Here is a 21,014-nt window from a genome sequence, read left to right as displayed (position 1 = left end):
AAAATTTAAAAACCGGCAAATCTAGAGAAATCTAGAGACGCAAAGCTAAAGGGGCTAAGGTTTAATCAAACTATGCCAGCCAGTTGCCAAAGATTAATAGTCTTTGTTTTTGTATAGTGATTTTATAGTTATACTATAAGGTTATTTTATGATGTTTATTTTAGATGGCAACTACCCTTTATATATAGGGTAGTTTTTTTTATAAAATAATCATAAATCTACAATAAGATTATATTTGGGAATAGGTAGCAAAATCTTTATTTTTAAATTTATACATATGAGAGGGAGAATGGTATGAAGAAAAAAATATCAGCAGTATTGGCAGTATCGATGATAGCTACTAACATTTCACCAGCAATAAATGTATATGCCAATGAGATAGTAAAAGAAAAAGCTAGGATTATAGAGGAAAATGTAGCAAGCCAAGCTAAAATAACATCTTTTAATTTAAGGAATTATAGTAATTTTGAAGAGTACAATGCTAAATTTAGAGTAGCAAAAGAAGGAATTAAAAAAATATCTAATAACGGGGGCCAATATAGTTCTTCTAATTCAATAGAAAAGGCTATAGATGGAAATCTGTCAACTCATTGGGAAACTGGTATTCAAAATAGTGCAAATTTTAAAAATGAAGTTGTTATAGAATTTAATGATGTAGAATCGATTAATAGAATAGCATATGCAACAAGACAAGATGGAGCTAAAGGTAAGGGATATCCAACTAAATTTGAAATTTATTCATCTATAACAGGAGATGATCAAGATTTTAAATTAGTTTCCACTGGGGAACATTCTCAAACTGGAAATATGATGGAGTTTAAATTTGACACTATTACAACTAAGAAAGTTAAATTTGTATTTAAAGAAGCATATAATAACTGGGCAAGTGCATCAGAATTTTGGTTCTACAAAGAAGACAAAACTTTAGATAGTATGGAGAGTCTGTTTAAAGACAGTGATAAAAATGAAGTAAGTGATGAGTTCAAATCTGAAGAGAAACTTAAAGCTTTAGAGGATTGTGCTAAACAACATCCATTCTATGAAAATTTTAAAGAAGACTTAAACGATGCTAGACTTATATTAGAAGGCAATAATGTAACTTATACAGATGCCAAAGTGTATAAGTTCAAAGCTATGGGAACTCCTGAATTAGCAGAGTATGATAAGACTTATAAGATAGCTAATAATCATATAATTAATATAACTACTAACGGTAGACACTGGTCAACTAATACTATAGATAAAGCAATAGATGGTGATCCTGACACTTATTGGCACTCGGATGCTACAAACAATGAAAAACACACTAATGAAGTTATAATGACTTTAGACGAATTACAAACTTTAGATAAAGTAGTTTATACTTCACAAAGAGAGAGAGGATTTGCTAAAGAGTTTGAAATTTATACTTCTAAAACTTTATCAGGAGATACATTCACTAAAGTAACTAGTGGTAGCTCTTCAATAACTAGAGATTCAATAGCAATAAAGTTTAATCCAACTGAAGCTAGAAGAGTTAAGTTTGTATTTAAGAATGGTCACGAAGGCTGGGCATTAGCATCAGAGTTTGGACTTTATAAAGAAGATGCTACAATGAATAAGATGAATAGACTATTTACTGATAGCACTATGAGTAAAGTAAGTGATGAATTTAACACTTCTGATAAGTTAAAAGAATTAGAGGATGAATGCAAAAAACATCCATTCTATGATGATTTTAAAGAAGATTTAGATAATGCAAAGGCTATAGTAGAATCAGTAGATGTAGAGAGTACTATGGCATCAACTAAGAAGTTTAATTATCTAGATAATAAAGAGTACGTAGATAAGTTCAGAATGCCTTATGAAAATATAAAACGTATAAGTAACAATGGTGGGCAATGGTCTACTATGAAAATAGAGAATGCTATAGACTCTAAATTAGATACATATTGGGAAACTAATACATATAACAGAGAAGATTGGAAGAACGAAGTAACTGTAGAGTTTGTATATGCTGTTACTTTAGATAGAATAGTGTATGGAGCTAGACAAAGCGACAGAAAAGGATTCCTAGAAGAGTTTGAAATTTATGGTTCGAATACTACTAAAGGTGATACATTTAAATTAGTAGCAACAGCTAAAGCAGACTCTACTACTGGATTAGTAGAAGCTAAGTTTGAACCTACAAGATTTAAGAGATTAAAAATAAAAGTAATTAAGAGTAATCAAAACTGGGCAACATTAAATGAATTAATGTTCTTTAAAGAAGATGTTGTAGCAGACAAAGTTTATAACATATTTACTAATGATCTAATGAATGAGTTAAATTCAGAGTTCAACTCATTAGAAGTTATAGAAGCTTTAGAGAAAGAAGTAAAATCACATCCACTTAAGAGTGACCTTATGGAAATTATAGATATGGCAAAAGATTTACTTAAAGCTCCTGATAAGTATCAAAGCAATGTTTATGAGTTAGAGAGCAGAGGAGATTCTATAAAGGAAAGTCAAAAGAGAAAAGTGTGGAATTTCCAAGACTGGCAACCTACAGGTGTAGCAGTTAAATCAGGTGAAAAGATAAATGTTTATGTTGATGCACAACCTGGTACACCATTACCTAAGCTAGTATTCAAGCAAATGGATAGTCAACATAATGGTCAAGTGGTTATCAACTTAGTTAGAGGTAAGAATGAAGTTACAATACCTGAGGTTAATTCAAATGAACTAAGACCTGGAACTGCTAAAGCAGGAGTTTTATATACTTCAAACCCTTATACTGCAGAGCAACAAATAAGAAATCCTAAGATAAGAATAGATGGTGGAGTAAGTTACCCACACTTCATAAAAGGTGTAGATAATGATGAACAGGTTATGGAGGAGTTACGTGAATACAATGCTAAGTTAGAAGCTGACCCTAAATTACCTGATGTGTTTGAAGTATTTAGTGATAAGACTTTAGTAAATGTTAAAGCAACATATGCTTTAGACTGGTATACAAAGAATAACAAATTACCTAGCCAGACAGCAGATAAGTCTGATAAAGTAATAAAAGAAACAATGAGATATTGGGGATTTGACGGTTCAAAAGACGTACATTCAGACTTTAACTTTAGATATGTATCTATGGTTAAGTGGTTAGATAACGGTGGTTTCATGAATGCAGGAAACGGAATAACTGGATTTAACAAAGCAGAACAAGGTGGTGCCTTAAATGTTGACACTGGTTGGGGATTCATGCATGAAATGGGACACAATTTCGATACTAACAACAGAACAATAGGGGAAGTAACTAATAATATGTTACCTCTTCATTTCCAAAGAATAAATGGTGAACGTAGCAAAATATCTGAGCAAAATTTATGGGAGCGTAAAATATTCCCTAAAGTGAGTAAAGAAGATTACTCTAATAATGAGTGGTATCCAGATAATGATCGTAGTTTATTAACTCATATAGCTCCAATGTGGCAGTTACAATTATATGATGATACATTCTGGCCTCGTTTAGAACAACAGTTTAGAGAAAGAAACATAGGTGGAGGAGATTGGGATAATAAACATGAAGCTTGGGCAGTAGTTGCATCAGATGTTCTTCAATTAGATTTAAAAGAGCATTTTGCTAGACATGGATTCTATGTTAGTGATGCTACAGCTGAGCATATGGCACAATATCCAAAACCAACTAAGAAGTTATGGTACCTAAATGATAATAAATACCTTAACAAAGGGGAAGGTTTTAACTCAGAACTTAATTATTCTGTAAAACATAGCCTAAGTCAAGATTCTGTTAAATTAGATATAACAATTGATAAAACTAATGCTAACAGTCTTCTTGGATATGAAATAATTAGAGACGGTGAAGTAATAGGATTTACTACTAAGGATACTTTTACTGATACTAATATAACTTCAGGTACTAATCACGAGTATAAAGTAGTAGCTTACGATACTCAATTAAATGCTTCTGAAGGTGTAAGTGTTAAAGCACATCAACCTAAAATAGAAACAGTTGGAGGTTTAACTTTAAGTCTAAATGAGGAATTTAATGCACTAGATTACGTTAAAGCAACTGATTATAAAGGTAACCAATTAAACAACATCACTTTTACTGACAATGTTGATGTTACTAAGCAAGGTAAGTACACAGTTACTTATGAAGTAAATGATAAAGGTACAGTTTCTAGAGAAACTATGCAAGTTAATGTTGTTAGTGAGTACGACTATTTATCTGATAGTGAGTGGAAGAGTGTTGTAACAGGATACGGAACACCTTCACGTAATAACTCTATAAAAGGAAGAACTTTAGGAGAAGTTAAAGACTATGATAAAGGGATAAGAGTACATGCTAATGGTGAAGTTGTTTATGATTTAGGTGAACATAACTATGACAATTTCGAAGTAAAAGTTGGAGTAGATATGAATATGACACCTCAAGAAAACTCAAGTATAACTTTTAAAGTAGTTGGGGACGGAGAAACTTTAGCTACAACAAAAGTTTTAAAACATGCAGATAATATGCAATATATAAATGTACCTATAAAAGGTGTTAAAGAACTTAAAATAGAAGTTAACGATGGTGGTAATGGAAAAACTGCAGACCATGGTATAATGGTAGAGCCAAAGTTAACAACTAACAATGCTAAACCTAAGTTAAATATACCTAAATCTCAAACTGTTAAAGTAGGACAAGCTATAGAGAATATAGCTGGAACTTATAAAGCTACAGATGCAGAAGAAGGTAATTTAACTGAAAAAGTTGTAGTTACTGGACAAGATAAAGTTAACTTTAAGAGAGTTGGAAACTATACTATAACTTATAGTGTAACAGATAAAGATGGTAATAAAACAGAAAAGTCTAGAGTTATAAGTGTAATAAACCCAGAAGACTTCAAATATCTGAGCGATTTTGAGTGGAAGTCTGCAACAAAAGGTTGGGGAACTATAGGTAAAGATAATGCAGTAAGTGGTGCAAAGTTAAGACTTACTGGAGAAGATGGAAGTGTTGTAGAGTATGCTAAGGGTATAGGTACTCATGCTCATTCTGAGATAGTTTATGACCTAACAGACAAGAATGTTAACATGTTTAGTGCGTTTGTAGGTGTAGATCGTGCAATGTATAACAGCCCAGCAAGTATAGAATTCCAAGTTTATGTTGACGGAAAGAAGGAATACGAAAGTGGTGTAATGCGTGGTAGAGATGCTCAACAGTTTGTAGAGGTTGATTTAGCAGGAGCTAAAGAACTAAAGTTAGTTGCTACTGTAGGTGGCGACAATAATGGTTCAGATCATGCAAACTGGGCAGATGCTAAACTATACTTTGTGAATACTGATAGAATAGATACTACAGATTTAGATAAAGCTATAGAAGATGCTAATAAAGTAAATAAAGATGATTACACTGAAGAAAGTGTAAAAACTTTAGAAGACAAATTAGCTAAAGCACAAGCTGTAGCAAAAGAAGAAAATCCTAGTCAAGAAGCTATAGACACTGCTACTTTTGAACTTCAAGAAAGTATAAAAAATCTAGTTGAAATAAATCTGGATGAAGTTGTAAATATACCTGATAAGTATTTAGTTAAGTCTTTAAGCAAAGCTTTAGGTAAAGAGGGTAACTTCACAATAGGTGATATGAGAAAATTAACTAAATTTAATGTAGGTTATGGTGTTGAAAGTCTTGAAGGTTTACAATATGCTAAAAACTTAGAAATAATAGATGGCGAAAATAATGAAATAAGAGATCTTAGACCTATATCTAAATTAGAAAATTTAAAAGAGGTTAATTTCAATAATCAATTTGTTCAAGTTGGTGAATTAAGACCTGTTGATGGTGTAGTTAAAGTTAATACAGAAGCTTACAATAGATTAGGAAAGAATGTAGCCACAAAAGTTAAATTAGTAGATAACAAAGGCAATTTAGTTAAGGAACAAATTATAGATAAAAACACTAAAGAAGTTGATTTAGATGTTAGAGGTATAACATCAGGTTACTACGGAGTACATGTTACTTTTGAAGATACTGAGCTTAGTGGTATATTATTATATATGGCTATAATTTAACTTATAGCTCAAGCTAGAAATAGATTGGAAATTAAATAGAAACACAAGATTGAAGATAAACCACTAAGTATAATCTGCTTAGTGGTTTTTATTGTTTAAATTAAATAATACCCAACCTCAAAAACAATATATTTATACCCATAATAGAGTTCTATACATGAAAATCAAATAATAACTTATATATGAGGGGGTGTAGAATGAGGGAGAAAAAATTAGAAGAAAATCTTGGTGGAGCATTAAGATTTATAATAAAAAATTTTGGGAAAAATTCATTGTTAGACTCTGCTCATGTAAGTGCAATGATAAGTGAATTAAGACCAAATTTGCCTGAAGAATTGGCATGGCTAAAAGAAGCATTGGATATGGGCATAGCAGAGGTCCTTTTAGACAATAAAAACATTAATGACTTAAATAGAAAAATAGCCATAAATAAAGCGAGACTTATAATGGAAGAGAACCATATTCCCCAAAAAAGAATAAATTTCATATTGGAGAATTTAAAATATGGACTAAAATGGTCTAAAAATATTAAAATAAAAGACAAAAAAATAGAGAGGTATTTACTAGAATATAATTTGAATGAGGAAGAAATCTTGAATGAATTATATGGTATTAATGAATATAATCAAGATGAGCTAGATGATATTAATGAAGACAATCAAATGGGAAATGATATTTCAGAAAATAATATAAATTCTCAGGACTCGCAAGAAGATGACCCTACGTTAAGTTCTGCAAACAAAAAACATAATTACATGATTCCTTTGCTTATAGTACTTTTTATAGGAATTATAGGTACAACAATTTTTATAAGTTTAAACACAAGTAATGTAGATGTAACAGAAATTACATTTGATATGGATTATAAAAAAGGTGAGTCTACATATGTTTTTAAAAAAGGCGATTTTATAATAATGAATTTGACTCTTGAAAGTGATAAAAAAGAAGAAAAGATAGATGAAAAAAATCTCTCTTATGTTGTAGATGACACGTCCATTTGTAAAGTAAGTGATGAATTTGAAAAATGTAGGATAACAGGGGTAGGTGTTGGAACTACTACTATTCATGTATATTACGGTAATAAGTTGATAAAAAACATAGATATATCATTTGAAGATTAATGTAGGGGAATTTTGGGGATTTACAAACTGAAAAGAATTTTAGAAATTGATAAATTGAAGGTAATTTTGAAAATTCATGAACTTAAAATTTATAAAATAAAAATTTATTAAAAAAATTTGTAAAAAATGTATATAACTTCAAAATTGGGTCTATAATCTAAACATAGCAACACTTATTTTATTCATTCATTCATACACAATAATCTATACTTTATCCCCAAAGCCTGGACATCGGAAATCCAGGCTTTTGTTTTGCAAAAATTTAAAAATTTATACATATATAACACGAGTATATTTACTACTAGCAGTAATATAAACATTGTTTTTGCACCTATACATCATAGTAGTGCCATTATTTGCAGGCAAAGGTCCAGCCACATAGGTCAAACTATCACCAGGTTTTAGAACTCCAATAACTTTGCCATTCCAGTTGGCATCAGATCTTATATTAATACTTTCCTTTGAAATATTTTTTATTAGTTTTTTCTTGGTATTTGTAGAAGGTGTGTTTTCAGGCAAGTCTTCATTTTTTATGTGATTTTTAATCAAAGGATAAAAATTATTAATAAAAGCAGATTTTGTGTTGCCAATTTCCATAAAATTAGTACCAGGACAACTTTTGGCAGACATTAAGGGATTATAATCACCAATATAAGTGCCAGAAGATGTAAACCAGCAGTGTGGTCTGATTGTGTCAGAGCCTGGGGTTAAATTAAACTTTTTACAAAGTAAAGTGTAAAGTGCTATGACTGATTTTTTCTGAGAAGAAGTCATCACATCTTGTTTATAATCAAAGTCGCCGTATATCTCCACACAAATAGCGCCCTCGTTCCAGCCTTTTATACCAATGGGTGTTGAGTTTAAATCACGACCAGTGGTGATTTTTCCATTTGGGAAAATGCTAAAATGTTGGGCGATGTATTTACCATTTTTGTCTGGGCTGTTCCATGTATTTTTGCCATAAGTGTTTAGGGAATTGGTGCGAGCAAGTTCTCTATTTGTTTTATAGACTCTTTTGTCTGTATTGTTCCAAGTGTTGTAGTTTGGAAGATCCATGTGATGAACTTGGAGTTTATTTATTTTTCTGTTTACTTTTTGTTTGGCTAGCCAATCTGTAAATTCACAAATACTATCAAATCTTATAAATCCATACTGTTTTTCATTTTATCATCTCCAAAATAAAAGTGCGTATATTCTTAAGAACATACACACTTCAATATTTATTATAACATGTCTGAAGTGAAGCTAGGTGATTCGCCAACACGTTGCTCAAAGCCCAGTTATTGACGCTATGAATTTATTTATAAATCATTTTAAGCAATGGACTTTCCCGAAGTGGAACAAGGGAATGTTGTTGGCGCTATGAATTTATTTATAAATTCATTTTGATAATATTGTTGGACAACTCGTTTATACTATTTGTCAAAGCTTGAAGTTTCCCTTCAATCCTCACTAGTAAATAGAGAGAAATGGCAATGGGAAAGCCCAAGTTTGCTACAATAGTTTCAAAAGGTTCCATATTATCACCCTCTATAACTAAACTTCTAAGTCGTACTCTGTAGTTGTAGAGTCAACCACTTTAGCAGAAACACAAGTTGCTATGTCATATCCCTTTGGTTGGAATATGTTTTTATCTTTTATCAGATTCATAGCATCTATTATTTCTTGTTCTTCCAAGTCTTCCCTTGGATTATCCACAGTAATAGAAAAACTATTACCTAAAGTATTTTTAAAAGTCATCAAAAGTCTTTTTTCCTTCATAATTTAACCTCCCAAAATTTTTAAGTAAAGCGTAATTAGCAAAGCAAATCTTTAAGCAACGGAGTTTCCTGAAGCGATAGCGAAGGTAACTCGTTGGCGCTATGAAATGTTTCGCCGACACGTCGCTCAGGCGAAGCGAATCTTTAAGCAACGGATATGCCTAAAGCGATAGCGAGGGCACATCGTTGGCGCTATGAGCGAAGCGAATTTTATTCAGAGAGAGATGAGTTATCTACTCTGTTTGTGCCACATAAAGTATGTTCTTGTAACCCTGCAAGAGCAAGGACTACAGACATAATATTATCATTTGAAGCACCAGATTTTATGCTTGAATAAGTTTTTGTTTTTATTACTCTATCCCCATTTAAATCTGTACCATGATCAAATTTAACTTTGATAGAAGATGCGTTTGGTGTAGAAACAACTGCCATATTATTACCTCCTTAAATTTTTTATAAAGGAAACTCGCCTATGTTATGAGCGAAGCGAATTTCACTATACGTACATAATACTAGGAAAAGTTTAGGTACAGTTGAAAAGTATATTTATAAGTTATTTTTAAAAGTAAATCAAAAAAAGAATAACTGTCCAATAAAAATGCTAAGTGTCCAATAAAAATACTAAATATCCAAATAGATATAGGATAATATGTGCTAATATCTAAGTACATGTAGAAAAAATTTAGATTATATATGATTTTGGGAGGGAGTAAATTGAAAGACAGATTTTATGTAAATGATGAATTATACAAACTTAGAAAGGAAATGGGATTGTCTAGAGAAAAGCTTGCAGCAAGATGCAAAATTTCGCCTAAAACTATTCAAAGAGCTGAAAATGGGGAGAAAGTTAAAATTTATAGTATTGAAGAAATTGCAAATGGACTTGAGGTAGATAAGCATACATTGATAAATATGAATGAAGATGAAAATATTATAGAAAATAATAAAATTAAATTATTAGAATAGGGAAAGTTGTAAGTGGCAAAACGTTATTGTTAGATAAAGATAGAAGAGTATAATAGGAATAATCTGGAGTATTTACTATATAAGTATAATCATAGAATCTATCATAATGTTTATACTATGTATGTTTTTGAGTATAGTAAGGATTGTTTAGGATAAAGAACTTGGCAGTTTTGCCAAGTTCTTTTTGTTATTTATTATCTAAATAAAGAAACCCACACCTTCCAGGGCACTTGCCCTTTGTAAATTCAATCACATTTGCTCCAGAGGATTTATAATCAAGTTTTGGCATAGTATTTTTATTTTCCACAACTATGACCTGACCTTCACTTTGATTATCCATAAAGTATTTAAATAGAGCAGTTCTCATGCTTTCGGGAGCCAGGTCGTCTACGCCTTGGTCTAGGCCAAGGAGTGGAGAATCTATCATTAGTAGACCAGGATTATATTTGCTGTTATTTGCAAAGTATTTTCTAAATGTCAGTGTTAGAACTGTGTTGACAAATGCTTTGATACCTTTACCATGGCTAGCTGATTTTTTTGAGCCATTAATTTCTAAATCAAAATTACTAAGATTAAAATGAGCAGACACTAGATTTTCATATTTACATTTTTCTAAAATCTCGTAGGCGTAGTTGTCTATGGTAGTTATAAAATCATCGCTGAAATATTCTTTAGGTCTATAGTTCAATTGGCTATTGTTTTGTGTTGTTAGTTGGCGCAAGTCTTGTGTAGTAGTTTGGGCGAAATCCTGGATAAAATCAATTTCGTTACTTAGTTTTAAAAACTCACCATAAATTTTAATAGATTTAGTAAGTTTTTTTGCACGTGGTTTTAAGTTTTCTGTAATTAACAATTCTATGTTTGATTTCTCATTTTCAAAAATTTCAATTTGGCTTTGTATATTATGTTTTTCTTCTAAAATATCTTCTTCGCAGTTAATAAGATCTTTTAATTGGTAAGTTATGCGTGCAAGTTCACCACGAGCAGATTCTTTGTAAGATATTTTATTGTTTTGTTTTATTTCTCCTTCACAAAAAGGACACTGAGTATTTTCAAGCATGGTTAGAAGGTTGGACTCACCGTCCACAATAAAAGTCAATCTTTTAATATCAGCTATATATTGACTTTTCAAAGATTGAAATTGAGAGATGGATAATTCACATTTTGCGTATTTTTCTCTTAAATCAAAAAGAATACTTAGAAGGTCCTTGCTTTGCTCTGTTGCATTTATGATTTCTTTTTCTGTAGATTTAAGATCAGCTACAAGTTCTTCTATATCTTTTTCAATATTTATATTTTCAAAAGTACTCAATTGTTCAGTAAGCTCCCTCTTACGTTTTTCCATGTGACCTAGTTGTTTATTGATAAAATTTTCTATGGCTTTTTTATTGGAAGCTCTTATTTTCTCATTTTCCTGTGCATCAATATTAGAAAAACTATGTCCAGTAAATAAATATAATAAAGATGATAGAAACAATGTTTTTGAAGTGCTTTCCATAAGTTCCAGGAAAGATTTTGATGAACATACGTTATCTTCGTTAAGATAAATTAATTTCATAAAAGTTTTCCAAGTCATGCGACGTTTTTCAAAATTCTTATTATATACAAGCATAATATCTTCATTAATACCTATAAGTTTTAGCCATAGGGAATTTATACAAGGAGTTTTTCTATTGCTATTATATTCCACGTTATATTTTCCACTAACTATGTTTTTGTCTTCACTAGTGACAAAGATTTGATTTCTTCCTAAACTTCGCTGGAGTTTAATGCTACCATTTTCTGTTGCTACAATCATTTCAACTTTAGAATAACCTGTGATTTTTGTATCAAAAGGTATTGTAGATTTATCAAACATAAAGTTTATACACTTTAGTATGCAAGATTTCCCCGTATCAGATGGGCCATGTATAATGTTTAACCCTTTTGTAAATGTAATTACTGCATCTTTTTTCCCCTTACCAGATGCAATGATTTTTTGTATGTAAAAACTAGCCATGTATTTTATCTCCTTTGAAATCCCCTTATTGATTCTTTGCTTATTAGGCCTAAAATTTCTGTTTCTGTTTTAGATTCTAGGTATTTATTTGTTAGTTTTGATAATTTCATATAAGTTTTGGCATAATCTGTTGTCATTTTATTGCATAAATCTATGCCACCCTCTGTAATAAAATAGTAAAATCCATTACTTTCAAATGAGACAGAGATAAGGTTTTGTAAAACTAATGATTTTATAGCATCATCAGTTAAGTACCTTCTAGCTGCAAACTCACTGAAACTAAATTCACTATCACCATGTAAATTTATATCAGCCACATTAAAATTTTTACTATATATAGTTATAAAATCAGCAGCCACAATATAATCAAACGTTTTCCTATCTTCCTTAGTTACATAAAGTGTTAATAGTACTCTTAAGGAAATTTCAAAACTTGTATTAAATAGATTACTCATTATCTAGCACCCACGTGAGCTCTTTGTCATTTACCAACATGTGGCAGATGCCTTTCCTTACACTTGGGCTAATCATATTTTGAACAGAGTCAAGTATTGATGTTGTTCTACTATCAACTGCTCTTTCTAAAACTTTAATCAATCTTTCATAACCATGTTTATAATCACCTTCATAAGTCTCTTGAATATATTCTAGGGTGTCATTTTTTAAAATATCAAACTGCTTATCTGAACCAACAAATACTTCTCTCACTGAGCGGTGAAGATGCTCTGCTTTGTAAAAGTTTTTTCGCTGATTTTTAAAATTACGTTCGTATTTTTTACTTGAAAGGCTAGGCAAGTCATCTATGGTAATAGGCTCTCTATTTTCAGCATCACCATAAGCTGCAAATAGTGCATTTACATATATATTTTCTTGCACAGCGATATCATCAGGTGGCAGAAATTCTTTTGGAATGGAAATTGATTCATTACCAATGTGGATTTTACCATCTGAATGATCCAAATAAACTGTTGTAGCAGTTACTTCATGTATATGTTTCTTATCTTTAGTAACACTAGATGTTGATTTAGTAGAATGAGAATTGCCTGTAAAAATATCATCTAAAACTTTAGAAAAAACTTCTGCACAACTTTCACCCACATCATCAGAGTCAAAATCTAAAATATGCTTTTGTATGGAAGTTGCCATTTCTAATTGAACATCTATGGGTTTGCTGTTTATATAAGTAGCAAATTGGTGCTTGTCAATTTTCCCCTTTATAGCAGAGGCACTTCTTTTACTTATGGGATGTTTACCATTATAAATTCTATTAAGAGTATCTATTTTCAGTAAAGAAAGTGGATTATAAGTATCATTTTCAGATGCTTCAATATCCTCCTTAGAAACTGGACTGGTCATTATTTTGTCAACAAGAGTCTTAACAAACTCAGATGGCAATTGTCCTTCAGCGCAAAATGGATATAGTATATTTGCAAATTCACTAAAATTCATTTAATTTATTTATCCTTTCAAAAAAATATCCGACTTTCTCCCATTACCTCCGATTTACTCCTATGGAAAAGTTTTGTTTTTTGTAAACTAATTTATATAAAAAGGATTTATATAAAAATGATTTATAAAAAAAAGAAAAAATATCAGTCGAATTAAAATTACTTAATTATATTGTAGCAGGAAATTTTACAATTTTCAGTTGCATGTTATAAAAACGTGAAAATTTTAACAGGAGGTGGGAATATGGAGGTAATAAAAAATATTAAAGGTAAGACAGTTTGTCGTGTGGACTCTACAAATAAGACTGTGGAGATTGTTCAAAAAGGTTTTAAGACAGTGATTCAGTTTATGGAAGATGGAAGTATGAAGATAATAAATACGCAGGTTATGTAAGCGTTGCTAAATAGAATAAATACAAAGAACCGCAAGACGGGCAAGGATGAGTATTCAGTTGAATACCACCTGCCCGTCTTTTTTTGAGCAACGGATATATCCAAAATTTCATGGCGCCCACGCTGTGGCTTAAAGCGATAACGAGGATATATCGTTGGCGATATGAGCGAAGCGAATTTTTGAGCAATGGATTTATCCCAAATTTCATGGGGCCCACGCTGTGGCTTAAAGCGATAACGAGGGTAAATCGTTGGCGATATGAGCAAGTAAATGAAAACCAAAGGAGCTAAATGATGAAAAGAAATTTTAAAACAAGTGAAAATAATCGTACTACTTATAGATATTATAGTGTGGATGGAACAAAGATAGAGATTGTTCCTGGAGAAAGTGGAGTAAGTGAAATAGATATAGAAATCCTGCACTCTCTCGATGATGAAGAGGTAAATGAGAATCGCCGTTACGAATATAGAGTAACTACTCATCTGGATGCTTATGATGATGGGGGAAGTTTTATTGAAGATTCTAATAAATATATGAGAGATAATGATTCAAATCCTATTTTATTACTTGTAGAAAAAGAAGATAAGCTGGAACATGAAAATAGATTGGATAAATTAAAGCATGGAATAAAGAGCTTACTGCCTAATCAACAGGAGTTATTTAAGAAAAAGTTCGTAGAAAATCGTACAAATACGGATATTGCTTTGGAGGAGAATGTTACAGAGGCAGCTATTAGAAAGCGTTTGAAGAATATCAAAAATAAACTTGGAAAAAGTTTCTGTTAGAGGGGTTCGAAAGGTATTTATTTTTCGCATATAGATGAGAGATACATAAAGATCTCAGAAAGGAGGCTTAATATGAGCCAAAAACATAAAGTAACAATAAATGTGACAAATCCTTATGATAGGAAAAAATCTGTAGTTAGAAGTAAAAAACGCAGTATCCGAAGCAAAGTTCTTGATTTTATCCTAGGAGAACAGGTGGGATTACTTGTGGTAGCTCCAGGGGAATGCGTAAAAACAGTGGAGATTCATGAGATGAAAGAAGGGGGAGATAGAAATTATGAAAATTAAAGGGTTGAATGAGGTAGTTAGTAATTTACGAGCTTTAGCAGATAGTTTGGAATCAGTTGAAGTGGTGAAAGAGAAAGTGAGTGCAAAAGAAAAATCAGTAGGCAAAGAGGATAGAGCAGATAAGGAAGGTAAAGTGGAAAAAGAAAAGAGAGTAAATAAGCAAGATAAAGTAGATAAAATTGACAAAGCAGATCAAGGGACTAAAGAAAGCAAGGTTAAAGAAATTTCCCTAGAAGAAGTTAGAGCTGTACTTGCCAAGAAAAGTCAGGCAGGATTTACAGATGAAATTAGAAGCATGATTAAGGGCTATGGTTGTAATAAGTTAAGTGAAATTGATTCAAAATATTATGCTGATATTTTAGAAGCTGCTGAGGTAATGATTAATGAATGATAACAACTTAAATTACCTAGTAGGAAATAATATTAATTCTTTAAATAAAAACAAAGAAAATACAATTGATTATTTAAATAAAAAGAAAAAAGGTGAAATTGATTATTTAAATAAGAACAAAAAAGATGAATTTAAAAATATAGAAGATAAATCTAAAAATAGAGAAGGTAAATTTAAGAACAAAGAACACGCATTATTATCAGCATCATCTTCACACAAGTGGATCAACTGTACGCCTTCAGCCATATTAGAATTGGAGGTAGAAAATAAGGAAACAGAGTCAGCTAAGGAGGGAACAGCAGCACACAAATTATGTGAGCATAAACTTAAAACAGCTCTAAACATAAGCAGTAAAAAGTCTGAATCACATATAATTAGTAAAAAAAGTAAATCGGAGCATGATTCGCCTTATTATTCAGAGGAAATGGAGACGCATGCTTTGGAATATGTGCAATTTATACTGGAGCAACTTAACATATGCAAACAAAGTTGCAAAGATCCTTTAGTGCTTATTGAAGAGCGTTTAGAGTTTTCTGATTATGTTGAAGAAGGGTTTGGAACAGCAGATTGTATTATTATTGCAGATGAGAAACTCCATATTGTTGATTTTAAATATGGAGTAGGTGTGCTAGTTAGTGCTGAGGACAATCCTCAGATGAAGCTTTATGCCCTTGGTGCTTTGCAAAAATACGACAGTTTATATGATATTGAACAGGTTTCCATGACTATTTTTCAACCAAGAAGAGATAATGTTGATACATGGACTATATGCGTAGATGATTTGATTAATTGGGCAGAAAATGAACTAAGACCAAAAGCAAAGAAGGCTTACAAAGGAGAAGGGGAATTTGCATGTGGGCAGTGGTGCACTTTTTGCAGAGTAGCTCATAGATGTGGTTTTAGGGCTGATGAAAATTTAAAACTGGCAAAGTGGGAGTTTGGATTGCCGCCATTGCTTAGTGATGAAGAGATAGAAGAAATTATTATAAAATTGCCAGGTCTTACTAAATGGGCAGATGAAATTATGGTTTATGCAAGTGAAAGGGCTATTAATGAAGGTAAGGAGTGGGAAGGTTTTAAGGTTGTGCAAGGGCGTTCAAATCGCAAATATAAAGACGAAAAAGCAGTGGCAAAAGTGGCAATGGAAAATGGTTATGAAGATATTTATAAAAAGACTTTGATTCCTATTACAGAAATGGAAAAGCTTATGGGCAAAAGTAAGTTCTCTGATGTTATGGCAGGTCTTGTATATAAACCAGATGGTAAGTTAGTTCTTGTGCCAAACTCTGATAAACGTAAAGCAGTGAATTTAAGTGATGTAAATAAGGAATTTAAAAATAATTAGAGCGAAAAATTCGTTTTGCTCAAAATAGCACTTTTTACATTGGTAGAGTAGTTAATTTATAAAAATTAGGAGGAGAAATATATATGTCAAAATTTAATGATACAAAGGTGATTACAAATACAGTGAAGTTGTCTTATGCAAATGTGTGGGAGCCTAAGTCAATAAATGGTGGAGCACCTAAATTTTCCACAGCTATATTAATACCTAAAAGTGATACAGAAACTATAGAAGCTATTGAAAGAGCAGTGGATTTAGCCATAGAAGAAGGGGTGCATAAATTTGGAGGAACACTTCCAGATAAAAGTTCGTTAAAATTACCTCTTAGAGATGGGGACTTGGAAAGGGATGATGATGTTTATAAGGATTGTTATTTTCTAAATGCAAATAGCACTACTCCACCACAAATAGTAGATAGGAATGTTCAGCTAATTTCAGACCGTAGTGAAGTTTATAGTGGAGTGTATGCTAGGGTTTCTATGAATTTTTATGCATTTAATTCTGGTGGTAACAGAGGTGTGGCTTGTGGTCTTGGTAATATTCAAAAAATAAAGGATGGAGAGCCACTGGGAATAAGAAGCAAGGCAGAAGATGAATTTGGGAAGGTGGAGGAAAATTTCTTAGGTGATATGGATGAAAGTGAAGATTTCCTTTGTTAGAGTTGTTTTAGGAGAAAAAGAAAGGTCATGGAGTTTTCCATGGCCTTTTATCAAATGTGAAAGTGAATTCATTAAAACTTATTGATGATGAGCAAATAGACCAAGAGGTGAAAAGAGTATTACATAGGAGGGGAAATTTTGAAGAAGATTAGTATAGATATTGAAACTTATTCTAGTGTGGATCTTACCAAGTGTGGGGTCTATCCTTATGTGGAAAGTTGTGATTTTGAAATATTATTGTTTGCATATTCCATTGATGACAGTGATGTAAAAGTAGTAGATGTGGCAAAAGGTGAGGACATACCAGCAGAAGTTTTACATGCTCTTTGTGATGACAAAGTCGTTAAATGGGCATTTAATGCAAATTTTGAGAGGATTTGTTTATCAAAATATATGGGAAAATACTTATGTCCAAAAGGGTGGCATTGTACTATGGTATGGTGTGCTACTTTGGGACTTCCTCTGTCGTTGGAGGCAGTGGGAAAGGTGATGGGCCTTGAAAAACAAAAGCTTGCTCAGGGGAAGAGTTTGATTAAATATTTTTGTGCACCATGCTCTCCTACTAAGTCAAATGGAGGTAGAACACGTAATTTACATATTCATGATGAAGAGAAGTGGGAGATATTTAAAGAATATAACAAAAGAGATGTAGAAACTGAAATGATGATTCAAAATAGGTTATCTAGGTTTCCTGTGTCCAACAAAGAATGGGAGAATTACTGGCTAGATCAACTTATTAATGATAGAGGAATTATGCTTGATATGGATTTTGTGAAAAAGGCAATTGCTTGTGATAAGGAGTATAAAGAAGGTGTTGTTAAAAAAGCAAGGAGGCTGACTAAGCTGGAAAATCCCAATTCTGTATCTCAGTTGAAAAATTGGCTACAAGATAAAGGAATAAATGTGGCCTCACTTAATAAAGCATCTGTTGAGAAATTGTTGGAAGAAAATGAAGGTATAGTTGGTGAAGTGTTGTTGTTGCGTAAAGAATTGGCAAAGTCCAGTGTGAAGAAGTACTCCGCCATGGAAAATGTGGTGGGGAGTGATAATAGAGCAAGGGGACTTATCCAGTTTTATGGAGCAGCTAGAACAGGTAGATATGCAGGAAGACTTATTCAGGTGCAAAACTTGCCACAAAACCATTTGAAAGATTTGGAGCTAGCAAGAAGTCTTGTTAGAAGTGGTGAGTACGAAATATTGGACTTGCTGTATGATAGTGTGGAAAATGTGTTGTCACAATTAATTAGAACATCATTTGTCCCAAGAAAAGGACATAAATTTATAGTTGCAGACTTCTCTGCCATAGAAGCAAGGGTGATTGCTTGGTTGGCAGATGAGGCGTGGCGTTTGCAAGTGTTTGAAGAAGGGGGAGATATTTATAGTGCATCGGCTAGTAAAATGTTTAAGGTGGTAGTTGAGAAGGATGGCAAGAATAGTCACCTTAGGGAAAAAGGGAAAATTGCAGAGCTTGCTCTGGGCTATGGTGGTTCTGTGGGCGCTTTAAAAGCTATGGGTGCCACGAAGATGGGAATTGAAGAAGATGAATTGCAAGACCTTGTAAATTCATGGAGAAATTCCAATAGTAATATTGTCAAGCTGTGGTGGGATATTGATAGGGCAGTGAAAAATGTGATTGCAACTAAGGACCCTATTACTGTTTATGGGCTGAGCATTTTTTATGAAAGTGGAATGCTTTTTATTAAGTTGCCTAGTGGTAGGAAACTAAGTTATGTGAAACCTGTTTTGGCTGAGAATAAATTTGGTGGTACGTCTGTTACTTATGAAGGGGTGGACTCTAGCAAGAAGTGGAGCAGGATAGAAAGCTATTGTCCCAAGTTTGTGGAAAATATAGTGCAGGGGATTGCTCGTGATTTGCTGGCTGAATCCATGGATAGACTTGATAAGGCGGGGCTTGATATTGTGATGCATGTTCATGATGAGGTGGTGACTGAAGTGGAGGAAGGGAAGTCTTCTGTGGAGGAGGTTTGTGAGATTATGGGTGTAAGACCGCCTTGGGCGAAGGGGATGGTGCTTAGGGCTGAGGGGTATGATTGTGGGTTTTATAGAAAGGGGTAGGTTATGGTGAAGAGGTAAATTAAAAGTAGCAAATATTTTGTACTTTATTTTAATATTATATATAACTAAAGCGATAATTATTATATAATTTAAATTAAGATAGGTTTGAGGTTATTAAAACTTTAAATGATGTATAATAAAGGGGGAATTTAAATGAAATATATTTTATTGGATACTAACATTGTTATAGACATGGTTATTGATAGAAGAAACCAAGTTACTGATGCAGTATTAGAAAGTTTTATTAAGTTGCTGGATTATAATGAAATCAAATTAATTGTTCCAGAGATTGTTAAAGTCGAAACACATAGGCACCTTAAAGAAGAATTGAATCTTGTAGGTGAACAGATAAAAAAGGTCATGAAAAATATTGATAATTTATATGGAATTGCAACATATAAGATTGATGGTCTTGATATTCAGGAATATAAAAAACATTCAAAAGAAGGACTGAACAATGCATATAAGATGTATCAGAAAAACGAGAAGAAATATAATAGTAATTTGGTGAAAACCATCGATATGGTATTTAACCATAAAAATAGTGTTGTGATTCCTTGTGATAACTTTCTAAGTAATGCAGTTATGAAGAGAAGAATTTATAAACGAGCTCCTTTTCATAAAGAAAAGAAAGAATCATACGCTGACGGACTAATTACAGAAACTCTTATTAATCTTGGGCAATATATAACATTAGAATCCTCAGATGAAATTTGTTTTGTCACAGGAAATTATAGTGATTTTTGTGTTGGAAAGGAAGACAGAACAACACTTCACGCTGATATAGTTAATGATATTAATGAAGTGGGTGTACCTTGTAAGGTAAAATGTATAAATACTTTTGGAGAGCTTATTGGGAAGGAACTTAAGGATAATGTTAAAACTGCTAATCTGAGCGATGAATTTGCTAAAGAACTACAAATACAATATGAAGAAGAGATGAAACAGTTTGAAAGCTATTTTCGAGATATGGATAGAGAAAGTGCGGATCTTACTCCAATGAATGGCTATACTGATAAATTAGAAGATAATCTTATCAGTAGTGATTTTGTTAGCGATATTGTGGAAAAATTTGAGGAACTCAACAATATTTATGAAACTATTGAAAATGAAGGTTATAATGTTATTTATGAGGAATTAAGAGACATGCTGATATCTACACGAGCTTCAGAAATATCTGGGATATTGGAGGAATTCAAAAATGTATTTGATCAGTCATCGAGTCTTCCTAATATAGGTAGTGGTTTACTTGAGGATTTCACAGTTGAAGATTTGACAATAGTTTTTGAATGGCTTGATAATCAACAAAGGTTAATGAACGCTATATTAGATATAGATAAATTACCAGATAATATAGAATATGGTGATACAGTTGAGATTAAGGATAGCGAATTTAATACATTGAAATTTAGTCTTGATGATCTGATACTTTTTCCAGAAGAAGGGACTAGTGAAGATATTGATATGAGACTAAATACTGCCAATGGTGAAATATTAGCCAGAGGTTCTGTAAGTGTTACATACGGATTTATAAAGTTTGATGAAGATGGTGGTGTTGGTGATGGACTTGAAGATGATATTTCTTACAGTTATGAGGATATTACCGATGCATTAGAAGTAGTAATCAGTGAATGGAAAGAGTTAGTTGATGAACAGATTGATATTGCTTGTCAGCTTAAGGAACAATTTCAACTAGATTAAGCAAACTCCAATATATATAAGTATACAAATTTATATATTGAAAAATAGTAC

The 21,014-nt window shown here is 32.1% G+C and carries 18 protein-coding genes and 1 riboswitch; of the genes, 11 read left to right on the top strand and 7 right to left on the bottom strand.

Translation table 11 applies throughout. The features are described 5' to 3' along the window. Positions 1–4 precede the first annotated feature (4 nt). Positions 5–91, top strand: a riboswitch (cyclic di-GMP riboswitch). Positions 92–294: 203 nt separating this feature from the next. Both NSA58_RS04455 and NSA58_RS04450 read left to right on the top strand, forming a co-directional pair. Next, a complete protein-coding gene (locus NSA58_RS04455; protein WP_257560165.1) occupies positions 295–6,033 on the top strand; it encodes an NPCBM/NEW2 domain-containing protein in 5,739 nt (1,912 codons plus the stop codon). Between the two features lie 197 nt (positions 6,034–6,230). Beyond that, a complete protein-coding gene (locus tag NSA58_RS04450) occupies positions 6,231–7,154 on the top strand; it encodes a hypothetical protein (protein WP_257560164.1) in 924 nt (307 codons plus the stop codon). Positions 7,155–7,424: 270 nt separating this feature from the next. Here the strand turns inward: NSA58_RS04450 and NSA58_RS04445 are convergent, their stop codons facing one another. The 4 genes from NSA58_RS04445 to NSA58_RS04430 all read right to left on the bottom strand — a co-directional run bounded on the left by NSA58_RS04445 (position 7,425) and on the right by NSA58_RS04430 (position 9,346). Beyond that, positions 7,425–8,234 carry a peptidoglycan recognition protein family protein gene (locus NSA58_RS04445; protein WP_257560166.1) on the bottom strand — a complete coding sequence of 270 codons (810 nt, stop codon included), beginning with the start codon at positions 8,232–8,234 and terminating at the stop codon, positions 7,425–7,427. Between the two features lie 292 nt (positions 8,235–8,526). Continuing rightward, complete coding sequence (locus NSA58_RS20825; RefSeq protein WP_074079120.1) at positions 8,527–8,673, bottom strand: YvrJ family protein; 147 nt, start codon at positions 8,671–8,673, stop codon at positions 8,527–8,529. A gap of 17 nt (positions 8,674–8,690) precedes the next feature. Beyond that, entirely contained in the window at positions 8,691–8,915 is a 225-nt protein-coding gene (locus tag NSA58_RS04435; protein WP_039680066.1) for a DUF2922 domain-containing protein, read from the bottom strand. 209 nt (positions 8,916–9,124) lie between these two features. Further along, on the bottom strand, positions 9,125–9,346 hold the full coding sequence (locus tag NSA58_RS04430) for a DUF1659 domain-containing protein (RefSeq protein ID WP_039680067.1): 222 nt from the start codon (positions 9,344–9,346) through the stop codon (positions 9,125–9,127). A 282-nt stretch (positions 9,347–9,628) separates the two neighbouring features. Here NSA58_RS04430 and NSA58_RS04425 point away from each other — a divergent pair, with 282 nt between their 5' ends. Further along, positions 9,629–9,880, top strand: coding sequence for a helix-turn-helix domain-containing protein (locus NSA58_RS04425; protein ID WP_039680068.1), 252 nt, complete (start codon positions 9,629–9,631; stop codon positions 9,878–9,880). Between the two features lie 187 nt (positions 9,881–10,067). Here NSA58_RS04425 and NSA58_RS04420 read toward each other — a convergent pair whose 3' ends face one another. Genes NSA58_RS04420 through NSA58_RS04410 form a run of 3 tightly spaced genes read right to left on the bottom strand, consistent with a single transcriptional unit; the run spans position 10,068 to position 13,328 of the window. Continuing rightward, on the bottom strand, positions 10,068–11,879 hold the full coding sequence (locus NSA58_RS04420; RefSeq protein WP_257560163.1) for an AAA family ATPase: 1,812 nt from the start codon (positions 11,877–11,879) through the stop codon (positions 10,068–10,070). Positions 11,880–11,884: 5 nt separating this feature from the next. Continuing rightward, positions 11,885–12,334 carry an ABC-three component system middle component 2 gene (locus NSA58_RS04415; RefSeq protein ID WP_039680070.1) on the bottom strand — a complete coding sequence of 150 codons (450 nt, stop codon included), beginning with the start codon at positions 12,332–12,334 and terminating at the stop codon, positions 11,885–11,887. Then, entirely contained in the window at positions 12,327–13,328 is a 1,002-nt protein-coding gene (locus NSA58_RS04410) for an ABC-three component system protein (RefSeq protein WP_052233020.1), read from the bottom strand. Before NSA58_RS04410 ends, NSA58_RS04415 begins: the two co-directional genes overlap by 8 nt. Positions 13,329–13,571: 243 nt before the next feature. Here NSA58_RS04410 and NSA58_RS04405 point away from each other — a divergent pair, with 243 nt between their 5' ends. The 8 genes from NSA58_RS04405 to NSA58_RS04370 all read left to right on the top strand — a co-directional run bounded on the left by NSA58_RS04405 (position 13,572) and on the right by NSA58_RS04370 (position 20,963). Further along, a complete protein-coding gene (locus tag NSA58_RS04405) occupies positions 13,572–13,721 on the top strand; it encodes a hypothetical protein (RefSeq protein WP_200886397.1) in 150 nt (49 codons plus the stop codon). A 293-nt stretch (positions 13,722–14,014) separates the two neighbouring features. After that, on the top strand, positions 14,015–14,506 hold the full coding sequence (locus NSA58_RS04400; protein WP_039680071.1) for a sigma-70 RNA polymerase sigma factor region 4 domain-containing protein: 492 nt from the start codon (positions 14,015–14,017) through the stop codon (positions 14,504–14,506). Positions 14,507–14,578: 72 nt separating this feature from the next. Next, the gene (locus NSA58_RS04395) at positions 14,579–14,794 is read left to right on the top strand and encodes a hypothetical protein (RefSeq protein WP_039680072.1); all 216 of its coding nucleotides are present in this window, start codon (positions 14,579–14,581) and stop codon (positions 14,792–14,794) included. After that, positions 14,784–15,185: an rRNA biogenesis protein rrp5 gene (locus tag NSA58_RS04390; protein WP_257560162.1), complete on the top strand. Its 402-nt coding sequence runs from the start codon at positions 14,784–14,786 to the stop codon at positions 15,183–15,185. Before NSA58_RS04395 ends, NSA58_RS04390 begins: the two co-directional genes overlap by 11 nt. After that, the gene (locus NSA58_RS04385; protein WP_257560161.1) at positions 15,178–16,530 is read left to right on the top strand and encodes a DUF2800 domain-containing protein; all 1,353 of its coding nucleotides are present in this window, start codon (positions 15,178–15,180) and stop codon (positions 16,528–16,530) included. Before NSA58_RS04390 ends, NSA58_RS04385 begins: the two co-directional genes overlap by 8 nt. A gap of 83 nt (positions 16,531–16,613) precedes the next feature. Next, complete coding sequence (locus NSA58_RS04380) at positions 16,614–17,186, top strand: DUF2815 family protein (RefSeq protein ID WP_039680074.1); 573 nt, start codon at positions 16,614–16,616, stop codon at positions 17,184–17,186. 138 nt (positions 17,187–17,324) lie between these two features. Beyond that, positions 17,325–19,262 carry a DNA polymerase gene (locus NSA58_RS04375; protein WP_257560160.1) on the top strand — a complete coding sequence of 646 codons (1,938 nt, stop codon included), beginning with the start codon at positions 17,325–17,327 and terminating at the stop codon, positions 19,260–19,262. 153 nt (positions 19,263–19,415) lie between these two features. Then, on the top strand, positions 19,416–20,963 hold the full coding sequence (locus tag NSA58_RS04370; protein ID WP_257560159.1) for a PIN domain-containing protein: 1,548 nt from the start codon (positions 19,416–19,418) through the stop codon (positions 20,961–20,963). The last annotated feature ends 51 nt before the right edge of the window (positions 20,964–21,014 follow it).

It is taken from the genome of Terrisporobacter muris (assembly GCF_024621905.1).
In the GTDB taxonomy this organism is placed as follows: Bacteria; Bacillota; Clostridia; order Peptostreptococcales; family Peptostreptococcaceae; genus Terrisporobacter; species Terrisporobacter muris.
This window is presented reverse-complemented; position numbering and strand designations above follow the sequence as displayed.